Below are 22,146 nucleotides of genomic sequence, written 5' to 3'. Positions count from 1 at the left end.
GGGAAGCACGACCCGCGCGCATCGGCCGGACAACGCGCGGGATCACGATAACGGCGCGGTGGTAAGAGAAGAGCGCCGACAGGAGACATCGATGTCGATCGAGGCACCTACCCAGGCACCCAGGCTGGCACCTACGCTGGCAGAAGCCGCGGGCCGCAAGGCCATGCGCCGCCTTTTGCCTTTCCTGCTCTTGATGTACGTGCTCGCGTTTCTCGACCGCGCGAACATCGGCTTCGCGCAAAAGGCGCTGTTGCACGATGCGGGCCTTTCGGACGCGGCATTCGCTTTCGGCGCGGGCGTGTTCTTTGTCGGCTACGCGCTTTTCGAAGTGCCGAGCAATCTCGCGCTGCATCGCGTGGGCGCGCGCATCTGGATGTGCCGCATCATGGTCACGTGGGGTTTGATTTCCGCGGCGATGGCGTGGGTGCAATCGCCCACTTCATTCTATGTGCTGCGATTCCTGCTGGGCGTGGCCGAAGCGGGTTTCTTCCCCGGCATCATCTATTACCTCACGCAGTGGTTTCCGCAATCCTCGCGGGCGCGCGCCATCGGCGTGTTTTATTTTGGCGCGCCGTTGGCGTTCATCTTCGGCGGACCATTGTCGGGGCTTCTGCTCGACATGCACGGCACCTTCGGGCTGGCGGGCTGGAAGTGGCTCTTTCTCGTGGAAGGCGGCCTGGCTTCGGCAGTGGGCGTGTGGGCCTTCTGGTATCTCGTCGACAAGCCCGAGGACGCGCGCTGGCTCTCCCCCGACGAGCGCCGCGCGCTCACAGGCGCGATCCAGCTCGACGCGCGTGAAGCCGCCGCGCACGGCCCGCGCGATGCGCTCGCCGCATTGTTCGACCGCCGCGTGCTCGCCTATGCCGGCATCTATGCGCTGATCCAGATGAGCGTGTACGGCGTGATCTTCTTTTTGCCGCAACAGGTGGCCTCGCTCGTGGGCGCATCCGTGGGCTTGAAGGTGGGCCTGCTCGCGGCCGTGCCCTGGCTGTGCGCCGTGGCGCTCACGTGGATCGTGCCGCGCCGCGCGGACCGCCTCGGAGGGCATCGCGCATGGGCTGCGCGCCTGCTCGTGATGTCGGGTGTCGGCATCGCTGTCTCGGGCCTCGCGGGAGGCCTTGGCGGCACCGCGGGCGCAATCATCGCGATGCTCGGCCTGTGCTGCGCGGCGAGCGGCTTCATCGCGGCGCAGCCGCTCTTCTGGACCTTCCCGGCGCGCGATCTCGCGGGCGCCGCCTCGGCCAGCGGCATCGCACTCATCAATTCGCTCGGCGGTCTGGGCGGCTTCATCGCGCCGATGCTGCGCGCCGCCGCCGACCGAAACTTTGCTTCCCACGCGGCGGGCCTCGAATTGCTCGGTCTTGCGAGCATTGCCGCCGCGCTGCTCATTCTTGTCGTCGCGCCGCGCGCCGTTGCGCCGGCGGCTCGCTCGTTCGAGCCGCCCGTGCGGCGCGCGCGCTAATCCTCTACCCAGGAGCTACGTAACATGGCCATGCCAACCATCAAACACGTGCGAGCCTTCACCGTGCGCGGCGGCGGCGCCGACTATCACGATCAACCCGACGGCCACTGGATCGACGACCATATTTCCACGCCGATGGCGCGCTATCCCGAGTATCGTCAGAGCCGCCGCTCGTTCGGCATCGACGTGCTCGGCACACTCGTCGTGGAAATCGAGGCGAGCGACGGCACCGTGGGTTTTGCCGTGACCACGGGCGGCGAGATCGGCGCATTCATCGTCGAGAAGCATCTCGCGCGCTTTCTCGAAGGGCAGCGTGTGACCGACATCGAGAAGATGTGGGATCAGATGTACTACGCCACGCTCTACTACGGCCGCAAGGGTGTCGTGCTCAACACCATCTCGGGCGTCGATCTCGCGCTATGGGACCTGCTCGGGCAGATCCGCAAGGAACCCGTGTATCAGCTGCTCGGCGGCCCCGTGCGCGACGAGCTGATGTTCTACGCCACCGGCGCGCGGCCCGATCTCGCGAAGGAAATGGGCTTCATCGGCGGCAAGCTGCCGCTGCTGCATGGTCCGGCCGAAGGCGAGGAGGGCCTCAGAAAGAACCTCGAACTGCTCGCCACGATGCGCGAGCGCGTGGGCGACGACTTCTGGCTCATGTACGACTGCTGGATGAGCCTCGACGTGCGCTATGCGACGCGCCTCGCCCAGGCCGCGAAAGAGTACGACCTCAAGTGGATCGAGGAATGCCTGCCGCCCGACGACTACTGGGGCTATGCCGAACTGCGCCGCAATGTGCCGCGCGGCATGATGGTTTCGACCGGCGAGCACGAGGCCACGCGCTGGGGCTTTCGCATGCTGCTGGAAATGGGCTGCTGCGACCTGATCCAGCCCGACGTGAACTGGTGCGGGGGCATGACCGAACTCATCAAGATTTCGGCGCTCGCCGACGCTCACAATGTGCTGGTCGTGCCGCACGGCTCCTCGGTGTACAGCTACCACTTCGTCGTGACGCGCCATAACTCGCCGTTCGCGGAATTCCTCATGATGGCGCCGAAGGCCGACAAGGTGGTGCCGATGTTCACGCCGCTGCTGCTCGACGAACCGGTGCCGGTGAAAGGACGGCTCAAGGTGCCGGACGCGCCGGGCTTCGGCGTGCGACTCAATCCGGACTGCAAACTTTCGCGGCCCTATACGCACTAGGCGCACTGAACGCGCACTAATCGAGGCTCATCACAAGCTACGAGGAGAAACACGTGCTGCTCAAGGACAAGGTGGTGATCGTCACCGGCGGTTCGCGCGGCATTGGCCGCGCCATTGCGATTGCGAGTGCCCGCGAGGGCGCCGATGTCGCGATCAACTACTGGGGCGACAACGACGCCTCATACGGCCGCCGCTCGGCGATCGACGAGGTGCTGGGCGAGATCGAGCGGCTAGGGCGCCGCGCGATCGCGCTGGAAGGCAACGTGGCCGCGCCGCAAACGGGCGTGGATCTCGTGCGCCAGACGGTGGAGCGCTTCGGCAAGGTCGATGTGCTCGCCAGCAATGCGGGTATCTGCCCGTTCCATTCGTTTCTCGACATGCCGCCCGCCGTGCTCGAACGCACGATCGGCGTGAACCTGAACGGCGCGTTCTACGTGACGCAGGCCGTTGCGCGGCAAATGAAGGAGCAGGGCACGGGCGGCGCGATCGTGGCGACGAGTTCGATCAGCGCGCTAGTGGGCGGCGGCATGCAGACGCACTACACGCCCACCAAGGCCGGCGTGCATTCGCTCATGCAGTCGTGTGCGATTGCGCTTGGGCCCTACGGCATACGCTGCAATTCGGTGATGCCGGGCACCATCGCCACCGACCTGAACGCCGAAGACCTGAGCGATGAAGAGAAGCGCGCGTACTTCGAAAAGCGCATTCCGCTCGGGCGGCTGGGCGCGCCCGAGGACGTGGCTGAATGCGTGGTGTTTCTCGCCTCGGATCGTGCGCGCTACGTGACGGGCGCAGCGCTGCTCGTCGACGGCGGGCTTTTCGTGAATCTGCAGTGAGCCCTGGGCCCACGCGTATCAATGAGGAGCGAGCACGGCCGCGTGCGAACCATCGTGAGCGATATCGTCCATCTTGAAGGGCTGCGAAAAGCGCCGCAGCAAGCCGACGAAATGCTCGGCGGGCTCGGCGAGCGGCTCGTTCTTGCGCGTGAGCACGCCGTAGCCCGGCAGGCTCTTGCCGATTTCGAGCGGCAGCACGACGAGCAGCTTGCCACGCACATGGTCTCGCACGACCGACTCGGGCAGCATGGCCACGGCGTCGAAGCTTTCGAGCAGTTGCAGCGTGGCGAAGATCGAGGCCGACTCGGTGAGATTGGCGGGCGTGCCGAGACCGGCGCGCGCGAGTTCGCCTTCGAACAGCTCACGCGCGGGACTCGTAATGGGCTGCGCCACCCACGGCCAGTCCATCAGTTCCGCGAGCGTGACCTGTTCGCGCCGCGCAAGCGGATGGCGCGCACGCACCACGAGCACGAGCGTTTCTCGCGCGATCGGTTCGAAGCTGAAATCGTTGTGCTGCAGCGGCGTGGTGAGGCGCCCGAGGGCGAGATCGACTTCGCGGCGATGCAGCAGCTGCACGACCTGGTCGCTCGTTTCGCCGAGGATGCGCACGTGCAGCAGCGGCCGCTCGGTCTTGAGCGTGGCGACGGCTTGCGCGAGCAAGTCGGGCGCGGCGCCCATGATCGCGCCGACGGTGAGCTGGCCGTGACCGCCGCGACGCTTCACGTCGAGGTCTTCGGCAAAGCGCGTGAGTTCGGCGAGCGCGCGGCGCGCGTAGGCGAGCGTGACGACGCCGAGCGCGGTGGGCTGCATGCCGCGCGCGTTGCGCTCGAAGAGCCGGAAGCCGAACGCTTCTTCGATGTCGCTCAGCATGCGGCTCGCGCTGGGCTGCGCCACGTTGATGGCGTCGGCGGCCTGATGAACGTTGCGCGCGTCGTCGAGCGCGACGAGCAGGGCAAGGTGTTTGAATCTGAGCCGGTTGACGAGTGCGACGACGGAAGTGTGATGGTTCATGGAGCGATCCGGTTTGTGCATCGCCCGATCCCAACATCGGATTGGTTGGCTATCGATGCGGGAATTATAGTCGGATCACAACGCAGCTAACCACGTAAAAACGCGTGCCATCGCACGCTGCGAAGCCAGGGCAAATACCGAGTCAACGCGTACCCCTGGTCACATAAGCAGCGAAAGCGGCATAAGCGCACGACGTAACAAGGCTGGACGGAGACACGATCATGGAGACAATTGCGTTTCGCATGCAGCTCGATCCCGGCAAGCGGGACGAATACGAGCGGCGTCATCGCGAAATCTGGCCCGAGCTGGCGAGCGCGCTGCGCGATGCGGGCGTGAAAAATTACCGCATCTTTCTCGACGAAGCGACGCACCATCTCCTTGCCGTGCTCGAACGCCGCGACGATCACACCATGGACGCGCTGCCCGAACTGCCCGTCATGCGCAAATGGTGGGATTACATGGCCGACATCATGCAGACGGATGCCCACAACGTGCCGCTGCAACAGCCGCTCGTGCAGGTCTTTCATTTGCCTTGAGCTCACGCGAGGAACATGCCATGCAGGTCGTCGATCCGCACGTCCACTTCTGGAACCTCGATACGCATCATTACCCGTGGCTCGCGAATCCGGGCACGTCGTTCGTTTGTGATGCGCGCGAACTCAAGCACAACTATCTACCCGCCGACTTGTTGCGCGAGGCCGGTGACATCGACGTGCTCAAGGTCGTGCACGTCGAAGCGAATCACGATCCGGACGATCCGGTGGAAGAAACGCGCTGGCTGGAAGGGCTCGCAGACATTGCCGCGAACGCGGGGGAGCCACGTGCGTTGCCCGACGCGATCGTCGCGGCCTGCGATCTCAGCTCGCCCAATGCGCCCGTGGTGCTGGAGGCGCACGCGGCTTTTGCGCGGACGCGCGGCATTCGCCAGATTCTCAACGTTCACGAGAACAAGCTCTACGACTACGTGGGGCGGCACTACATGCGCGAGGCGGCGTGGCGCGAGAACTTCGCGCTGCTGGAGAAGCACGGTCTTTCATTCGATCTGCAGCTTTATCCGTCGCAGATGGAGGAGGCCGCGGCGCTCGCGCGTGCGCATCCCGGCATTCAGTTCGTGATCAACCACGCGGGCATGTTCGTCGACCGCAACAGCGTGGCGGGCTTCCGCGCGTGGCGCGAGGGCCTGCGCCTGCTTGCAGCATGCCCGAACGTCGCCGTGAAAATCAGCGGACTGGCGATGTTCGACCACGCGTGGAGCGTCGAAAGCCTGCGCCCGTATGTGCTGGAAACGATCGACGCATTCGGCGCGGATCGCGCGATGTTCGCTTCGAACTTTCCGGTCGATCGCCTGTTCGGCGGCTATTCGAAGCTTTGGCATGCGTATGCGTCGATCGTGAGCGGCGCGAGCGAGAGCGAACACACGGCGCTGTTTCGCGGCAACGCGGAACGTATCTACCGCATTTGACGTGCGCGCAACGACATGGAGACAGGCGTGGAAGCAGAAGCAAAAATCAGGGCCGATGGCACTCCGCGGCTCGAATTGCGTAACGCGAGCAAGTCGTTCGGGCGCGTGCGCGCGCTCATCGACGGCAGCTTGAGGCTCATGCCCGGCGAGGTACATGCGCTGCTCGGCGAAAACGGCGCGGGAAAGTCGACGCTCGTGAAGATCCTCGCGGGCGTGTACCAGCCCGATGGCGGCGAAATGCGCATCGACGGTGTGGAGCGTGCGTTCGCGACGCCCGCTCAGGCGCGTGACTCCGGGATCGCGGTGATTTATCAGGAACCCACACTGTTCTTCGATCTGTCGATCGCGGAGAACATCTACATGGGGCGTCAGCCCGTGGATCGCGTGGGCCGTATCGACTACGACACGATGCATCGCGAGGTCGCGGCGCTCCTCAAGTCGCTTGGCGTCGAGCTGAAGCCCGAACGGCTCGTGCGCGGACTTTCGATTGCGGACCAGCAGGTGATCGAAATTGCGAAGGCGCTTTCGCTCAATGCGAACGTGCTCATCATGGACGAGCCCACGGCCGCACTCTCGTTGCCCGAAGTCGAGCGGCTCTTTACGATCGCGCGCACGCTGCGCGACCGCGGCGTGGCGATTCTCTTCATTACGCACCGGCTCGAAGAAGTCTTCGCGCTCACGCAGCACGTGACGATCATGCGCGACGGCGCCAAGGTGTTCGACGCGCCCACGGCCACGCTCAAGACCCAGGACATCGTCGCGAAGATGGTGGGACGCGACCTCGCCACGTTCTACCCGAAGGCGGACGTGCAGCCGGGCGAAGTGATGCTGCGCGTGCGCGGCCTCACGCGCCGCGGCGTCTTCAAGGACATTTCGTTCGACGTGCGCGCGGGCGAGATCGTCGCGCTCGCGGGACTCGTGGGCGCGGGGCGCAGCGAAGTGGCGCGTGCGATATTCGGCATCGATCCCACCGACGCGGGGCAGGTTCAGATTGCGGGCAAGCCGCTCGCGTCTGGCACGCCCGCTGCCGCTGTGAAGGCAGGCCTCGCGCTCGTACCCGAGGACCGGCGTCAGCAAGGTCTCGCGCTCGAACTGAGCATTGCGCGCAACGCCTCGCTCACGGTGCTCGGGCGACTCGTGCGCTTCGGCCTCATCTCCACGGGGCGCGAAGTGGAACTGGCCGGGCAGTGGGGCAAGCGTCTGCGCCTGAAAGCGAGCGATCTGAACGCACCGGTGGGCACGCTCTCGGGCGGCAACCAGCAGAAGGTGGTGCTCGGCAAGTGGCTCGCCACCGGGCCGAAGGTGCTCATCATCGACGAACCGACGCGCGGCATCGACGTGGGCGCGAAGGCCGAAGTCTACGGCGCGCTCGCGGAACTCGTCAAAGAGGGCATGGCCGTGCTGATGATTTCTAGCGAACTGCCGGAGGTGATCGGTATGGCCGACCGTGTGCTCGTCATGCACGAAGGCCGCATCACCGCCGATATCGCACGTGCCGACGCCAACGAAGAGCGCATCATGAGCGCCGCGCTCGGCGAAACCAACATTCATCTGGGGCACGCCGCATGATGCGCCATTCCACTTCTCCTCATCCCCTGCACGGCGGCGAGCCACGCCCGCAGCGGCGCAACGCGGGTGCGTTGGCCGAAGCGCTGGCACGCAGCCGCGAGACCACGCTTTTCGTGGTGCTGCTGCTGATCGTGGGCGGCACGGCGCTCGCGCGGCCGCAATTCCTCAACCTGCAGAACCTGCGCGACGTGCTGCTCAACGTCTCCATCGTGAGCTTGCTCACGGCGGGCATGACGATCGTGATCCTGATGCGCCATATCGATCTCTCGATCGGTTCGACGGTCGGCATCAGCGCCTATGGCGTGGGCAGTCTCTATGTGGCGTTCCCGCATATGCCGGTGCTCGTGGCGCTGGTCGCCGGGCTCGCCATCGGACTCGTGGCCGGCTCGATCAACGCGCTGCTCGTGGCCGTGGGGCGCGTGCCGTCGCTCGTCGCGACGCTCTCCACGCTCTACATCTTCCGCGGCGCCGACTACGCGTGGGTGCATGGCGGCCAGATCAACGCAACGAGCCTGCCCGACGCGTTTTCGCGGCTCGCTACGGGCTCGGTGTTCGGCATTCCGGTGCTGGCGCTCATCGCGATCGTGCTGCTTGCTGCGCTCTCCGTGTATCTCAAGCAGTTCCGGCCGGGCCGCGAGTACTACGCGATCGGCTCGAACCCGGAAGCGGCACGCCTTGCCGGCATCAACGTCGAGCGCCGCGTCGCGACGGGCTTCTTGATCAGCGGCGCGATTGCGGGTCTTGCCGGCGCGCTGTGGCTCGCCCGCTTCGGCACCGTGGATGCGAGCACCGCGAAGGGCATCGAGCTGCAGGTGGTCGCGGCTGCCGTGGTCGGCAGCGTGGCGATCACGGGCGGCGTGGGCACGATACTCGGCGCGACGCTCGGTGCGCTCGTGCTGGGCGTGATCAGCATCGCGCTCGTGGTGCTGCACGTCTCGCCGTTCTGGGAACAGGCGATCCAGGGCGCGCTGATCGTGGCCGCCATCGCCGCCGATACGCTGCTCGCCCGCTCTGTGGCAAAACGCATGATGAGGAAACGCGACCATGGCTAAGAACGCCCCGAAACCCGACGCCGCGCTGCTCACGCGCAAGCCCGGCTTGCCGCTCAGTTGGGAGGCGCTGCTCGTCGTCATTCTGATTGCATCGCTGGTGGTGGGGCGCGTGCTCTCGCCGGTGTTCCTCACCGGCGCGAACATCAGCAACGTGCTCGCGGACCTCACCGAAGTCGCGCTCATGGCCTTGCCGATGACGCTCATCATCGTCGCCGCCGAGATCGATCTTTCGGTGGCCTCGGTGCTCGGCGCATCGAGCGCGTTGCTCGGCGTGCTCTGGCATATGGGCTTGCCGATGCCGGTTGCCATGGTGCTCGTCCTGGTGGCGGGCGGCTTCGCGGGCCTCTTCAACGGGCTCGTGATCGTGAAGCTCAATCTGCCTTCGCTCGCGGTGACGATCGGCACGCTCGCGCTGTTTCGCGGTTTGGCGTACGTGCTGCTCGGCGATCAGGCGATTGCCGACTTTCCGCCGGGCTATACGCTCTTTGGCATGAGCAATCTGGGCAGCACATTTATCCCGTTGCCGTTCCTGATCGTCGCGGCGTGCGCCGTCGTGTTCACGATACTGCTGCAGGCCACGGCTTTCGGCCGCAGCCTCTTCGCGATGGGTGCGAACAGCACGGCCGCGTCGTTCTCCGGCATCGACGTGCCGAAGATCAAACTGCGCCTCTTCGTGCTGTCGGGCGTCATGAGCGCGCTCGCGGGCATTGTCTATACGCTGCGCTTCACGAGCGCGCGTGGCGACAACGGCGAGGGCTTCGAGCTTTCGGTGATCGCGGCGGTGCTGTTTGGCGGCGTGAGTATTTTTGGCGGGCGTGGGTCGATGTATGGCGTGCTGCTCTCGCTCCTCATCGTAGGTGTACTGAAGAATGCGCTCACGCTCGTCGATGTGTCGAGCGAAACGCTCACGATCGTGACCGGGGCGCTGCTGCTGGCTTCGGTGCTGATCCCGAATCTCGTGGCGCGCTGGCGCACGATGCGCGACCGGCGCGCGCTTGCGCGGGCTGTGTGAACGTGGTGTGAAAAAAGGGCAAGGAAGTCAAGAGGCAGTCAATCAGCCGGACGCGTCCGGTACCCATCGAGGAGACGATTCATGAGAAAGCCAGTACGTCACGTGTGCACGGCCCTGCTGTGCGCGATACTAGTGGGAGGCGGTGTGGCGGCGCATGCGGCCGGCATCAAAGAGGGGTTGAAGATCGCGTTCGTACCCAAGCAGATCAACAACCCCTACGAGGTGATCGCCGATAACGGCGGCTTGGACGCGATCAAGGAGTTCAAGGGCGAAGGCAAGGCGGTCGGACCTTCGGACGCGGGCGCGTCCTCGCAGGTCTCGTACATCAATACGCTCACCACGCAGCATCAGGACGCGATCGTCATCGCGGCCAACGATGCGAATGCGCTCGTGCCGTATTTGAAGCGTGCGATGGATCAAGGCATCAAGGTCGTGACGTTCGACTCGGACACGGCGCCCGAAGGGCGACAGATCTTCGTGAACCAGGCGAACGCGGAGAGCATTGGCCGCGGCCAGATCCAGCTCGTTTCGAAGCTGATGGGCGGCGAGGGCGAGTTCGCGATTCTTTCGGCCACGCCTAACGCGACGAACCAGAATACCTGGATCAAGTGGATGCAGGAAGAGTTGAAGAAGCCCGAGTATTCGAAGATGAAGCTCGTGAAGATCGCCTACGGCAACGATGACGACCAGAAGTCCTTCGTCGAGACGCAAGGCTTGCTGCAGGCGTATCCGAACCTGAAGGCAATCGTTGCGCCCACGTCGGTTGGCATCGCGGCGGCGGCGCGTTATATCTCTTCGTCGCCGAGCAAGGGCAAGGTGGTGGTGACGGGCCTCGGCACGCCTAACCAGATGCGTGCGTTCGTGAAGAACGGCACCGTGAAGGCGTTCCAGCTTTGGGATCCGGGTGCACTCGGCTATCTTGCCGCGTATGCCGCAGCCAATCTTGCTTCGGGCACGATCACGGGTAAGGAAGGCGAGTCGTTCGATGCCGGCAAGCTGGGCAAGCGCACGATCGGCAAGAGTGGTGAGGTGATTCTCGGGCCGCCCACGACGTTCGATGCTTCGAATATCGATAACTTCAATTTCTGATTCGCATTGCTGGTTTGATTGATGTGGAATGCCAAACGACCCGGTTTTGCCGGGTCGTTTGCTATTGGATGTTCGAATCGGACTTCACAGTCACGCGCGGGGGCAGGGGCTGAGGCTCGGCCGCCATCCCCTCCACCGGATAGAGATTGAGAAATGATCTCGCCTCGTCCATCGAACGGCTCGCCAGCCAGTTCTCATACTCGGAAGGCGGCACGATCACCACGGATCGTTTCTCGTCCCCGGGCTTGTGAAAACGCTTCATGAGCGGATGCTCGTTTGCATTGACGGTGAGCATCGTGAACGAGTACGCCTTGCCGGCCTCGCCTTCGTCCCACTCGCGCCATAAGCCGGCAATGGCAAACGGCGCGCCATCGGCGAGACCAATACGCCAGCGCACTGCCTTGCCGGTCTCGTAGCTCGGCTCGAAAAACGCTTCCACTGGAATCAGGCACAGCTGCAGCTTCTTCCACGCGCCGCTGAAACTGCGCTTCTCGCCCACCGATTCGGCGCGTGCGTTCATCGTGTCGAACACCTTCACGCCGGGTGGAATCTGTTTGCGAGGCACCATGCCGAACGTCGCGAGAAAGGCTTCGCGCGCCTCGGTCGCCGCGCTCGCACGGCGGATCACCGGCGCGGCATAGTCCTTGTAGATCTCGTCGCGCCATGGGTCGTCCGGCGGCAAGACGCCGTAATGCCTGAAGAGGTAGTCACGGCGTGCGGCGGCGTAGTTCGTGCACATGGTCGTCTCTCCGTCCCGTCCTTCAAATCATTCTGACATGTGATAGGCTGTATAAATATACAGTGTTTTGGGGCGGAAAATGGGACGGGATCATCGTCACTTCCCTCCGCTCACGGCGGCGGAACTGGCTGAAATCTACGACCGGAATCCCTTGCCCGTCGTATTGCGGTTGCTATGGGAAATCCACCGGTTGCGCTCCACCATCAGCCGGGCGAACCAGATCCGGCTCACGATCGGCACGCGCGTCGGTAAGGCGAATACGCCTGCGGGCATGTGGGAGCGTTTCGAGCAGGAACTCGACGCGGAGCCATGTTTGACCGATCCGCTCACGGCGCGTCAAAAGGGTTTGCTGCATGAGGGCGAGCCCGAAGGGCGGCTGAAGCGCCGGCGGCGCAACGGCGATTGAGGCTGCACTGCGGAGTCTTTGAGATAGAGGGCTCTCTCGAAAATGGTTGCGTGCGGGTTGCGTCTCCCATCATGTGGGCTCCCACACGCTCGCCGACAATTCGTATGGCACGCTGAAATTTGGCTGTAAGTGGCTCTTGTTACAGTCCACGAAAGCAGTTGTCTTTCGTGGCAGTCAACACAAGAGCGACTTCTCATGGCTATTGTCCGCGCATGCTGGTTCGTTCTGGCGCTGCTTCTCAGTGCTCCCGTCTGGGCCTACCAGACGCGTGTCGTGTCGATCCCCAGCGCTGCGATGCAGCGCTCGTTCGATGCGACCGTCGTCTTGCCCGACGATTACGCACGCGGCAACCACGCCGCGCGCTTTCCGGTGATCTACGTGCTGCACGGCTCGGGCGGCAGTTATGCCGACTGGACTTCGAACACCCGCATCGGCAAGCTTGCCGACCGTTATCACGTGGTGCTCGTGATGCCGGACGGCGGTCACGAGAGCTGGTATATCGACAGCCCGTTCGACCGGAGCAGTCGTTATGAGACGTATGTGGGCAGCGAGGTCGTGTCGTATATCGACACGCATTTCCGCACGATCGCCACGCGCGAGGCGCGCGCGATCACGGGTTTGAGCATGGGCGGTTTCGGCGCGCTGCGCATCGCGCTGGACCGGCAGGAGACGTTCGGCGCGGCCGGCAGCATTAGCGGCGCGGTCGACCCGCGCAACTGCGAAGACGAGCCCGGCATCGATCACGTATTCGGCGATCCCGCGCGGCACGCGTCGTTCTGGAACAGCAATGCGATCGTCGATAGCGCGCAAGACTTCGAACACGCTCATATCGCGCTCACCATCGACTGCGGCGTGAGCGACTTCTTCGTGCAGTCGAACCGAACGCTGCACGAAAAGCTCGTCGAACTAGGCGTGCCTCACGATTACGCGGAACGCCCGGGCGGCCATACGTGGTCCTATTGGTCGAACTCGATCCGCTACCAGGTGCTCTTCTTCGCCACGGCGTTCCAGCGCGCCGGCTGGCATCCGCAAGTGGTGTAACGCATCGCGACTCACGCGCTTTTCCGGCGAGCGCGTGTTTGCCAACATCCGTCCAACGCGATTCCGTCACACGATTACCGGGAACACGTGCCCGGTCTCGGGCACCGCGCTTGCTCACATGACGCTGCAGGGGCGGGCGCGTAGATCCGTCCTGCTCAACCAGATGCCGGGCATCGGGCGACCGCACGCGGCGCCGGGGCGCGGCGACCACCCTTGAGCCGGTTCGCACCGGATGCAGGAGGACGTCATGCTTCAATACGCTGTCATTTTCTTTATCATCGCGATCATCGCGGCCGTGTTCGGTTTTGGCGGCATCGCGGCGGGTGCGGCATCGATCGCCAAGATCCTGTTCTTCATCTTCCTCGTGATTTTCCTCGTCACGTTGCTGCTTGGCGTCGTAAGAAGGGGTTAATTAGCGAGCCGTGCTTGTTGTAGTCGAATCGCAGCCCGCCCGCGCGGGCTGCGATTTTGCATTCGACGGCTGCGTTCACGTCATTCGTATTGCGAAGTAAACAAGTACGCTTGCAGCCGGTGCATCACGCGATGGTATCCACCACGCCGCCGTCCACGCGCAAGGCCGCGCCCGTGGTGGCGGAAGCCTCTTTCGAGCACGCGTAGACGATCATGTTCGCCACTTCCTCCACGCTCGCCGCGCGCTGGATGATGGAAGAGGCGCGATGCGTCTGCACGAACTGCGCGGCGACTTCCTCGACGGTTTTGCCCGAAGCGGCCACTTCGTCCTTGAGCATGTGCGTTACGCCATCCGAAAGTGTCGGGCCCGGCAGCACCGAATTGACCGTGACGCCCGTACCCGCAAGGCGCTTGGCCAGGCCACGTGCGAGCGAAAGCTGCGCGGTTTTCGTCATGCCGTAGTGGATCATGTCGGCGGGAATGTTCAATCCCGATTCCGAAGAGATGAACACGATGCGCCCCCAGCCGCGCTTGACCATTGAATTCGCATAGGCGCGCGAGAGACGCACGCCCGACATCACGTTCGTTTCGAAGAAGCGCAGCCACTCGGCATCGGGAATCTCGAAGAAGTCCTGCTGCTGAAACACGCCGAGATTGTTCACGAGGATGTCCACCTGCGGATGCGCCTTCACGAGCGCGTCACATCCCTGGGCGCTGGAAAGATCGCCGACGAAACCCTGCACCCGCGCGCCGGGCGCAGCGGTACGCAGCGCAGCCTCGGCTTCGCGCACGTTTTCGGTGTGACGGCTGCTGACGATCACGTCGGCGCCCGCGAGCGCGAGGCCCTTGGCCGCGGCAAGACCGATGCCCGCAGCCGAGCCTGTGACGAGCGCGAGTTTTCCAGTCAGATCGATTTTCATGCGGGCTCCTTGAGGGGGAGGCAGGCCACGGTTGCGAACGCGCGTTGAACGCCTGGTGTACGTTCTGGACGCAACGTTGCGCGCGGCCATCGTGAAGGGAACGGGCAGTGTACTGCGCAGGCGCTTTGTATGTTTCCCAGGCGCCTCAAGCACCCATCGCCGGATCGCTCACGCTGTCCTTGCCGGTTTCCACACGGCCCGCGAAGCGCCGTAGCACACCGTTCTCCGCGCTCAGCGTGAAGTCGTACCAGCCACCCGAATCCGCGAGCGCCCAGTTCGACCGGACCTGCTCGCCGGCGCGCAAGGCGTAAGTCCAGGGCCCGTCGCTGCGGTAGGCATTGGCCGCCACGCTCACGTTCGAAGCCGCGCTCGCGCGATTCACGATGCTCAGTTCGAGCGCATTGTTCGCGACGTCATAGCGCACGCGCACTTCGGGATTGGGTCCATGCACCGCCGCGCGCACATTGCCCTCGAATGCGCGATGAAAGCCGTTCGGGCCAAGCACCCACAGGCGGTATGCGCCGTCGTCAGCGGCGGTGGGCGTCCACGTATCGCGCAGTGCCTTGCCTGCTTCGACGGTGTAGCGGCGCGGTGACTTGTCGAGGTGAAGCGTGTCGTACACGTGAAAGACGGCGCCTGCTTTTCCTTCGTTGCCAAATTCCAGTTGAATCTTGTGACGACGCCCGTCGACGCTCGCATCCACATTGAGGCGATACGGCAGGGCGCGCGAAGGCCGCGCCTTGCGCGCCTGCTGAGGCATGGTCTGCATGTCGGGCTGTGGCACGGGCACGGGCTTGAGCGCGTTCTGTTGTTTGTTCAGCGCATCGGCGTCGGCCTTCGTGGGGGCGGAAAACGCCTGCACGGGCGTTTCGTTCGGTGTGCTGAAATTGAATGCCGAGGTCAGATCGCCGAATACCGCGCGCCGCCACGGGCTGATATTCGGCTCGCGTACGCCGAAGCGCATTTCGATGAAACGCAGCACCGACGTGTGATCGAAGACTTCTGAGTTCACGTAGCCGCCCGTGCTCCACGGCGAGACGACGATCATCGTCACGCGTGGTCCGGGCCCGAACGGCAGGCCGTCTGGCTTGACCGGTTTGCCGTCGCCGGGAGGGTTCGGCATGGTGAAGTATTCGTGGCGCGTACTGGCCGTGGATTTGCCTGCGTACTCGCCGTCCTTGATGGGCGAGGGCGGGCAAGGCGGCGGCATGTGATCGAAGAAGCAATCGTTCTCGTCGAAGTTCACGAAGAGCACGGTCTTGCTCCAGATGTCCGGGTTGCGCGTCAGCGCCTCGAGTAGCTTCTGCAGATAGTACGCGCCCTGGCCCGGCGTCGAAACGGCGGGGTGTTCGGAATAGGCCTGCGGCGCGATGATCCAGCTCACCTGGGGCAACTGGTTCGCCGCAATGTCGTCATTGAGCGCCTGCAGGAAGCCGCCGTCGGGCATCGTATTGCCGACGCCCTTGTAGAGCGGCTCGCGGGCGTCGAGCGCCGGGGTCCATGGCACATTGGGCGAGCCTTCGATTGCCTCGAGCACCTTGCGATAGCTCGCGAACCCGACGAGCGGATTATCCGTGTAGTTATCGGGCTGGTTTTCGTACACCTTCCACGTCACCCCTGCGGCCTGCAACCGTTCTGGATAGGTGGTCCATTTCAGGCCCGTGGACGGCGCGCCGATGTTGTCCCAGCCATTGTTGTCGACCACGGCATAAGGCGAGGCCGTGGGGCCATTCGTGCCGGTGAACAGAAAAAGCCGGTTCGAATTGGTGCCGCCGTGCAACGAGCAATAGTAGGCGTCGCAGATCGTGAAGGCATTGGCGAGCGCGAAATGAAACGGCAGGTCCGAGGCCTGAAAATAGCCCATCGAGGCGTCGCCCTTGAATTTCGGCCAATGCGTCATGCGGCCGTGGTCCCAGGCCTCGTGGGCGTCCGCCCAGTTATGCGCGCCGCCTGCGAGCAACGCGTTGCCTTTGCGGCTGTCCAGGTAGAACGGCAGCAGCGTGCGTGTGCCGTCGCTCTGTTGCCATACGTTGGCGCCGTCGGGCAAGGGAATCGTGATGCGGTCCGAGAAGCCGCGCACACCCGGCAGCGTGCCGAAGTAGTGATCGAACGCGCGGTTTTCCTGCATGAAGACGACGATGTGCCGCACGTCTTCAATCGTTCCGGTTGCGTTGTTTGCAGGAATGGCCAGCGCCCGCTGGATGGCGGGCGAAGCCACGCTGAGCGTCGCGCCCGCGGCGGCGGCGCGAAGAAAATCACGGCGGTCCATCGAAGTCATGGTGTGTTCGCGTTGTTGTCGTTGTGCTCGCGACCATTAGCATGACACGTTGGCGCCGCCGCGGGCGCTCGATGAACCGTTGTGTGTAAGTGTGCGCGCTCGTCAGAGCTTCACGCCACCGGCCTCCGGCGGCTCGCGCCCTGGTTCGTCCAGCGGCAGGCTCGCGGCGTCGTTGCCCCAGTACGGCTCCCGGCCATAGTACTGGTGCACGGAACTGGCCCAGGTGCGATCGGCCATCGAGGGCCACTCGCCCTTGTCGAAGCCCGGCGCGTTCTTCACGCGCTCGGAGTTGAGTGCGATCACGAAGCATTTGCGTGCCGCGTCGAGCGTGAGGGCATTCCACGGCACTGCGAGCAGCTTGTCGCCAATGCCGAGAAAGCCGCCGCTCGATATCACCATGTAGGCAATGCGGCCGCTTTCCACGTCGAGCATGATTTCCTTGACCTTGCCGACTTCGTCGCCGTCCGAACTCAGCACGCGGTCGCCGTCCAGCGTGCTGGCCGCCATCACTTCCGGGCCCGGCCCAGGCGTTGCCGAGCGGTCGCGGCCGACAATACGGGCACCGTCGCTGCGCGGCGCTGAACCGATTGGGGTTTGAGAGTAGGCCATGATGTTCTCCTTGTTCATGATGACACGCGCACGCCGGGGGTTTCCCGCGCGCGGCGCGCGCCGGTTATCGAAGAGGTTGCGGAAGTTGAGGGCGCAACGATGCGCCCGAGCGGTCGTGACGGCTTGCAGGGATTCAGTCGCTCTTGCCGCCGCCGTCCAGGCCCGCGCCTTTGCGCCACACTTCCTTGCCTTGCTCTGAGAGTTCGCCGCTGCTGTGGGTGGCGTCGGGCTCGGTGCCGTGCACCGCCATATCGCCGCCAGGCGGCTCCGTGGCGCCCTTTTTCTCACGCTTGCGTTGTGCCACGCGCTCGTCGTGCGAGCGGCCTGCGTATTCGCTCATTTCGACCTCCCTTGGATATGCGCATCGCATTGCGACGCGATACGGGTTGAGGGTTCGATCCCGCGCCGGACCGACATGGACCGGCCACGCCGATTCCACAGCATCGGTCATGCCGTGGCGTGCCAGACGCGACTATCGATCGATAACCGGTCAGGAACCCGAATCAAGGAAACGCCCGCGAGGGGGGCGCGTTGCGCGCCCCTGTGTCGCATCAGTCGCTACAACGATGATGTAAATCGTTCATGCGGTGCAGGAGGGCGCTAGTCAGGGCGTGGCGACCCGGTGGAGGATGTCGAGCAGTTGCGACACCGCGAAGGGCTTGCGCAGGAAGCCCACGACGTCGGCGTCGGGGGGCAGGGTGACGAGCGCGGAGACGAGCACGAGCGGCACGTTCGCGAGCTTGCTGCTGCGCCTCATTTCTCGCATGAGCGAGAGACCGTCCATGCGCGGCATCATGCAGTCGGAGATCACGACATCGGGAGGATCGTCGAGCGCGCTTTGCAGCGCATCCGAACCGTCAGCGGCGGTTCTGACCCGATAACCTTCCTGCCCGACCAGTTCCTTGAGCGCATCGAGTGCGTTCATGTCGTCGTCAACGAGTAATACGGTAGCCATGCGTTTCTTGCGTAAGCGGCCCGGCCGATCAAGGCGGACGTGCCTTTGTTCTTCGCGATCGCGTCGCGGCGGGTCGAGGGTGTCCGACGGCCGTCCCGCAGCGCGCAATTTCTGTTCCCGTACCGCGCAATCAAGATCCGCGGTCGGCATCGTCCCGGTTTCGGTCGTCATCCTTGCGTCGCTGCGCCTCGTTGGACGGTGGCGTCGGAAGCAGGCTTCATCGGCTTCTCCTTCGAAGATCGCGACATCTCCCGCAGATGTCATTCCTGCCGTCATTGCTTGTGCGCCCTATTTACGGGGGGCGGGAAGGGACGTGGGCGCGCGCACGTCCTCTCGGGCAATCTGGCGATGGTTCAGGCGGGAAGCTTGTCGGCGAGCACGTCGGCGCGGCGGATCTGTGGCGGCGCGGCCAGCAGTTCGCCCGCGTGCGCCATCAATGCCGCGGCCACCTGGCCGTTCAGATGCGCGTCGCGGCCGGCTTCATCGTCGAATGCGTCGAAGATCGCAAACGTCGTTGCGTCGAAGCGCACGCCGAACCAGGCCAGCGTGGCGGGCTCCGCATCGACCAGCGGCTTCGCGCTCGCGAGAAATGCCGCCAGTTCCTCTTCCTTGCCGGGCTGCGCGTGCAGCTCGACGTACAACGCATGTTGGGTCATGACATGGCTCCTGTTACGTCGTGGCGTCTCAGGCATGGTCGCGGTCATTCGGGGCGTTCGTCAAGCGCCGGGAGAGTGGAGCGGGTTTCTCCGGCTTGCCCGCGTGAAGATTACGATTCGTAGTCCAAATAGAATCGCGAAGATTCATGGTTTGTTCACACTACGCCGGGTCACAGCCGCGCGTCACCCGGCCAGCCACCCGGTTTCGAATAAACCCTCTATACGGGGCCAGGGCGAATGTTTTTCAAAATGATGCCGTAAACTCAGGCATATCTTCAGACCACGCCGTACATGTTAGATCCGGTCAATATCCTTCTCGTCACGGTGCTTTCGAGCATCATGAGCCTGGCCATTCTCGGCTCGCTGCGGCCTGCGGGTATTCCCGGCGTCGGGCGGTGGATCGGCGCCTATGCGATGGCGAGCGTGGCGCTCCTGCTTGCGGGCCTGCAACGGCTTGGCATGCCTATCCTCACCGTGTTCGTTTCGAATACGTTGCTGGCGCTCGCCGTGGTGCGCATGCTCGAGGGCTGCCGCCAGTTCTTCGGGCTCAAGCCGCGCGTGCCGCTCGCCTACGCGGGAACCGTTGCGCTGGCAACGGGCATTGTCTGGTGGTATTGGGTGACGCCCAGTCTCGGCGCGCGCGTGGCGGTCGTCTCCGCATTTCATGCGGCCATTTACGCGTCGCTCGGCTGGCTCGCGCTGCGTTGCCGCCCGCCTGAGCGCCCGGTATACAGCTACCGGTTCGTGACCCTCGCGGCCTGGCTGGGCGCGTTCGCGCACGCGCTGCGCGGCGCGATGTACGGCAGCGGTTTCGTGAAGCAGTATGGGCTGCTCGACTTCACGCCGCTCAATGTGGCATGGCTCGCGCTCGGCATCCTCGTGCTGCCCGCGCTTTCGGTCGGCATGGTTCTGCTCGCGCACGACCGCATGGCCGAGCGGCTCGAACGTCTCGCGAACCAGGACGAGTTGACCGGCGCGCTCACGCGCCGCGCCTTTCTCGCGCAGGCGAACACGTTGCTCGAAGCCGCACGCGACAAGGGCCAGCGGATCACGCTCGCGATTCTCGACATCGATCACTTCAAGTCGATCAACGACCGCTACGGACACGCCACAGGTGACCGCGTGCTCGCGCAGTTCTGCCGCGTCGTGAAGAGCGGTGTGCGGGTAGAGGATGTATTCGGCCGCCTGGGCGGCGAGGAATTCGCGTTGCTCTTCGTGGACATGACACGCGACGACGCCGTGAGGCGTCTCGATGAATTGCGCGTGTTGACGCTCTCGGTGCGCCGCAGCGCCGACGTTCAAGCTCGCGAGTCCGCACAGGATGTCCATGACGGCCTGACATTCAGTGCGGGCGTGGATGAATTCCAGCCGCAAGACTCGCTCACCACGTTGATGGCGCGCGCCGACGCCGCGCTCTATGTCGCCAAGTCACGCGGGCGCGACCGCGTCGTCTCCATCTGACGGTCCTGTCGGTCTCCTTCGCGCAATCTATGCATTGTGAATCAACGCTCGCGCCCTTTCGCGGCGCGATGGGAAAACCTTGTCGAAACTCCATGCGCTACGCATAGTTGCGCACTGCGAAGTTCTTAACAGCGCTGTTTTTAAACGATAATTATCAATGGCGCGACTGATATTGCATGCAGCGTGAAGGTGCTTTCGCTGCATGACGTGCATGGTCCAGATGGCCTGCGTGGCGCGCCTCAAATATTTTCGGGCGGGCGTTTCTTCCCTTGTAACCAGTGACGATCACGCGAAGCGGGATTCGTGCGGATATGAAGGCGCCTGCTCCCGGCGCCCAGCGCCCGCATTGGTTTTCTCTCAAGCGCGCTCTGGCGCCGCCGGCCGTGACCACTCCCCGCCGCGCGCCGCGACTCACGCGCTCGCCAGTCATTGCATCACCCACATTCAAAAGTCCGCTGCCGGAACGCGCACGTCGTGCCTCAACACGCGTGTCGATTCGCTGCGGGCACATTACGGGCCAGCCTCCCGGTATCCATCCTGACCAGACAAGTCGCCTCCGGGGGCGGCCTTTAACCACAAGGAGCCTGAGATGAAAGTTGGTAGCAATTGGCGTAGCGCACACAACAACGACGCGGCATTGCCCGCATTCCTCGCAGCACGTGTCGATCGGTACTACACCGAGCGCGTGCAGGAAAGCTGGGCCGGGGGCCACATCATGAAGGGCCGCGTTGCCAATGCTGATGCCTTGCATCTTTCAAGTAATGATTACCTTTCGATTGCACGTCATCCTGAGATTCTCGATGCAATGTGCATGAGCATCCGCTCGGAGGGTAACGGGCTCTTGATGTCGGGGGTGTTCCTGCACGGCGACGACTGCCCGCAACTCGTGCTCGAAGACCGCTTCGCGTCGTACATGGGGGCCGAAGCGAGTGTGTTGTGCCAGTCGGGGTTTGCCGCGAATACGGGGCTGATTCAATCGATCGCCAATGCTCAGACACCGGTGTACGTCGACATGATGGCGCATATGTCGCTGTGGGAAGGCATCCGCAGCGCCGGCGCACGCGCGATTAGTTTCTTCCACAACGATGTCGATCACCTCGAGCAGCGCATCCAGCGCTACGGGGCCGGGATCGTGATCGTCGATTCGGTGTACAGCACCAACGGCAGCGTGGCGCCGCTCGCGGCCATCGCCGAGGTGTGCGCCGAGCACGACTGCGTGCTGGTCGTCGACGAGTCGCATTCGCTCGGCACGCATGGCCCGCACGGCGCGGGGATGGTGGCCGAACTCGGGCTCATCGACCGCGTGCATTTCCGCACCGCGAGTCTCGCGAAGGCGTTTGCCGGGCGCGCGGGCATCATCAGCTGTTCGCGCCGCTTCCAGGAGTATTTCAAGTGCGAGGCGCTGCCTGCCATTTTCAGCTCGACGCTGCTGCCGCATGAAACGGCGGGTCTCGCGGCGACGCTCGACGTGATCGAACGCGAAGACTGGCGGCGCGCGCGCGTCGCTGCCAACGCGCGCTATGTGCGTTCACGGCTTGCCGAGCTTGGCTACAACCTGAACGGCAGCGAAACGCAGATCATCGCGCTCGAAGCCGGGCCGGAGCCGCAGACGATCATCCTGCGCGACGCGCTCGAAGCGCGCGGCATTTTTGGTTCGGTGTTCTGTGCCCCTGCCACGGCGCAGAACCGCTCGCTCGTGCGGCTCTCGCTCAACGCGGCGCTGTGCGAAGAGGAACTGGAGCGGCTCGTGGAAGTGTGCGCGGAGATTCGTGACGAGGTGCAGATGTGGAACTGGCCGTCCACGCGCCGCAACGAACGCAACGCGGGCCGTGCGCGGGTGCGTATGCCGCAGGCTGTGGTGAACATGCCGATGGTGGCCGTGGCGGCTTGAGCCGTGCGCGATTGAGCCGGCGTGGAGCGAGACAGCGGTAGCGTGGGGTGCGCCTGATTGACAGCTTGAGGAATACGTACCAT

Annotated in this window: 22 protein-coding genes; 14 read left to right on the top strand and 8 right to left on the bottom strand. The window is 64.2% G+C overall.

The genetic code is table 11. The features are described 5' to 3' along the window. Nucleotides 1-91: 91 nt before the first annotated feature. The 3 genes from E1N52_RS03850 to lra1 are packed head-to-tail and all read left to right on the top strand — an operon-like array spanning nucleotide 92 to nucleotide 3,501. Nucleotides 92-1,462, top strand: coding sequence for an MFS transporter (locus E1N52_RS03850; protein ID WP_425467998.1), 1,371 nt, complete (start codon nucleotides 92-94; stop codon nucleotides 1,460-1,462). 24 nt (nucleotides 1,463-1,486) lie between these two features. Further along, complete coding sequence (gene rhmD / locus E1N52_RS03845; protein ID WP_133180329.1) at nucleotides 1,487-2,665, top strand: L-rhamnonate dehydratase; 1,179 nt, start codon at nucleotides 1,487-1,489, stop codon at nucleotides 2,663-2,665. A gap of 53 nt (nucleotides 2,666-2,718) precedes the next feature. After that, nucleotides 2,719-3,501 carry an L-rhamnose 1-dehydrogenase Lra1 gene (gene lra1 / locus E1N52_RS03840; protein ID WP_133180328.1) on the top strand — a complete coding sequence of 261 codons (783 nt, stop codon included), beginning with the start codon at nucleotides 2,719-2,721 and terminating at the stop codon, nucleotides 3,499-3,501. A gap of 18 nt (nucleotides 3,502-3,519) precedes the next feature. Here the strand turns inward: lra1 and E1N52_RS03835 are convergent, their stop codons facing one another. After that, nucleotides 3,520-4,512: a LysR family transcriptional regulator gene (locus E1N52_RS03835; protein ID WP_133180326.1), complete on the bottom strand. Its 993-nt coding sequence runs from the start codon at nucleotides 4,510-4,512 to the stop codon at nucleotides 3,520-3,522. Between the two features lie 221 nt (nucleotides 4,513-4,733). Between E1N52_RS03835 and rhaM the strand changes: the two genes are divergently transcribed. From rhaM to rhaS, 6 genes are all read left to right on the top strand, one after another. Then, complete coding sequence (gene rhaM / locus E1N52_RS03830; protein WP_133180324.1) at nucleotides 4,734-5,048, top strand: L-rhamnose mutarotase; 315 nt, start codon at nucleotides 4,734-4,736, stop codon at nucleotides 5,046-5,048. A gap of 20 nt (nucleotides 5,049-5,068) precedes the next feature. Continuing rightward, nucleotides 5,069-5,974, top strand: coding sequence for an amidohydrolase family protein (locus E1N52_RS03825; protein ID WP_133180322.1), 906 nt, complete (start codon nucleotides 5,069-5,071; stop codon nucleotides 5,972-5,974). 27 nt (nucleotides 5,975-6,001) lie between these two features. Next, nucleotides 6,002-7,543: a sugar ABC transporter ATP-binding protein gene (locus tag E1N52_RS03820; protein ID WP_425467997.1), complete on the top strand. Its 1,542-nt coding sequence runs from the start codon at nucleotides 6,002-6,004 to the stop codon at nucleotides 7,541-7,543. Then, a complete protein-coding gene (locus E1N52_RS03815; protein ID WP_133180318.1) occupies nucleotides 7,540-8,595 on the top strand; it encodes an ABC transporter permease in 1,056 nt (351 codons plus the stop codon). The genes E1N52_RS03820 and E1N52_RS03815 overlap by 4 nt, the downstream gene beginning before the upstream one ends. Next, the gene (locus E1N52_RS03810) at nucleotides 8,588-9,607 is read left to right on the top strand and encodes an ABC transporter permease (protein ID WP_133180316.1); all 1,020 of its coding nucleotides are present in this window, start codon (nucleotides 8,588-8,590) and stop codon (nucleotides 9,605-9,607) included. Before E1N52_RS03815 ends, E1N52_RS03810 begins: the two co-directional genes overlap by 8 nt. 81 nt (nucleotides 9,608-9,688) lie before the next feature. Next, nucleotides 9,689-10,696 (top strand): rhamnose ABC transporter substrate-binding protein, encoded by a 1,008-nt coding sequence (rhaS, locus tag E1N52_RS03805; protein WP_133180314.1) that lies wholly within the window; start codon nucleotides 9,689-9,691, stop codon nucleotides 10,694-10,696. 61 nt (nucleotides 10,697-10,757) lie between these two features. Here the strand turns inward: rhaS and E1N52_RS03800 are convergent, their stop codons facing one another. Beyond that, nucleotides 10,758-11,435 (bottom strand): SOS response-associated peptidase, encoded by a 678-nt coding sequence (locus tag E1N52_RS03800; protein WP_133180312.1) that lies wholly within the window; start codon nucleotides 11,433-11,435, stop codon nucleotides 10,758-10,760. A 79-nt stretch (nucleotides 11,436-11,514) separates the two neighbouring features. Between E1N52_RS03800 and E1N52_RS03795 the strand changes: the two genes are divergently transcribed. The 3 genes from E1N52_RS03795 (at nucleotide 11,515) to E1N52_RS03785 (ending at nucleotide 13,294) form a co-directional block, all read left to right on the top strand. Then, complete coding sequence (locus E1N52_RS03795) at nucleotides 11,515-11,841, top strand: hypothetical protein (protein WP_133180311.1); 327 nt, start codon at nucleotides 11,515-11,517, stop codon at nucleotides 11,839-11,841. A gap of 195 nt (nucleotides 11,842-12,036) precedes the next feature. After that, nucleotides 12,037-12,882 (top strand): alpha/beta hydrolase, encoded by an 846-nt coding sequence (locus E1N52_RS03790; protein ID WP_133180309.1) that lies wholly within the window; start codon nucleotides 12,037-12,039, stop codon nucleotides 12,880-12,882. A gap of 247 nt (nucleotides 12,883-13,129) precedes the next feature. Beyond that, complete coding sequence (locus tag E1N52_RS03785) at nucleotides 13,130-13,294, top strand: DUF1328 family protein (protein ID WP_028203076.1); 165 nt, start codon at nucleotides 13,130-13,132, stop codon at nucleotides 13,292-13,294. 124 nt (nucleotides 13,295-13,418) lie between these two features. On the opposite strand, the gene E1N52_RS03780 is transcribed toward E1N52_RS03785, so the two are convergent. The 6 genes from E1N52_RS03780 to E1N52_RS03755 all read right to left on the bottom strand — a co-directional run bounded on the left by E1N52_RS03780 (nucleotide 13,419) and on the right by E1N52_RS03755 (nucleotide 18,711). Continuing rightward, nucleotides 13,419-14,213 (bottom strand): SDR family NAD(P)-dependent oxidoreductase, encoded by a 795-nt coding sequence (locus tag E1N52_RS03780; RefSeq protein ID WP_133180307.1) that lies wholly within the window; start codon nucleotides 14,211-14,213, stop codon nucleotides 13,419-13,421. Between the two features lie 145 nt (nucleotides 14,214-14,358). Further along, nucleotides 14,359-16,491: a phosphocholine-specific phospholipase C gene (locus tag E1N52_RS03775; protein WP_133180305.1), complete on the bottom strand. Its 2,133-nt coding sequence runs from the start codon at nucleotides 16,489-16,491 to the stop codon at nucleotides 14,359-14,361. 102 nt (nucleotides 16,492-16,593) lie between these two features. After that, nucleotides 16,594-17,100, bottom strand: coding sequence for a PRC-barrel domain-containing protein (locus E1N52_RS03770; RefSeq protein ID WP_133180303.1), 507 nt, complete (start codon nucleotides 17,098-17,100; stop codon nucleotides 16,594-16,596). 133 nt (nucleotides 17,101-17,233) lie between these two features. Beyond that, complete coding sequence (locus tag E1N52_RS03765; RefSeq protein WP_133180301.1) at nucleotides 17,234-17,440, bottom strand: hypothetical protein; 207 nt, start codon at nucleotides 17,438-17,440, stop codon at nucleotides 17,234-17,236. A gap of 264 nt (nucleotides 17,441-17,704) precedes the next feature. Next, on the bottom strand, nucleotides 17,705-18,055 hold the full coding sequence (locus E1N52_RS03760; RefSeq protein ID WP_133180299.1) for a response regulator: 351 nt from the start codon (nucleotides 18,053-18,055) through the stop codon (nucleotides 17,705-17,707). A gap of 353 nt (nucleotides 18,056-18,408) precedes the next feature. Next, nucleotides 18,409-18,711 carry a putative quinol monooxygenase gene (locus tag E1N52_RS03755; protein ID WP_133180297.1) on the bottom strand — a complete coding sequence of 101 codons (303 nt, stop codon included), beginning with the start codon at nucleotides 18,709-18,711 and terminating at the stop codon, nucleotides 18,409-18,411. 291 nt (nucleotides 18,712-19,002) lie between these two features. Here E1N52_RS03755 and E1N52_RS03750 point away from each other — a divergent pair, with 291 nt between their 5' ends. Both E1N52_RS03750 and cqsA read left to right on the top strand, forming a co-directional pair. Then, nucleotides 19,003-20,172 carry a GGDEF domain-containing protein gene (locus E1N52_RS03750; RefSeq protein ID WP_133180295.1) on the top strand — a complete coding sequence of 390 codons (1,170 nt, stop codon included), beginning with the start codon at nucleotides 19,003-19,005 and terminating at the stop codon, nucleotides 20,170-20,172. A 589-nt stretch (nucleotides 20,173-20,761) separates the two neighbouring features. After that, complete coding sequence (gene cqsA / locus E1N52_RS03745) at nucleotides 20,762-22,063, top strand: alpha-hydroxyketone-type quorum-sensing autoinducer synthase (protein ID WP_133180293.1); 1,302 nt, start codon at nucleotides 20,762-20,764, stop codon at nucleotides 22,061-22,063. Nucleotides 22,064-22,146 lie beyond the last annotated feature (83 nt).

It is taken from the genome of Paraburkholderia guartelaensis (assembly GCF_004353905.1).
Classification (GTDB): domain Bacteria; phylum Pseudomonadota; class Gammaproteobacteria; order Burkholderiales; family Burkholderiaceae; genus Paraburkholderia; species Paraburkholderia guartelaensis.
This window is presented reverse-complemented; position numbering and strand designations above follow the sequence as displayed.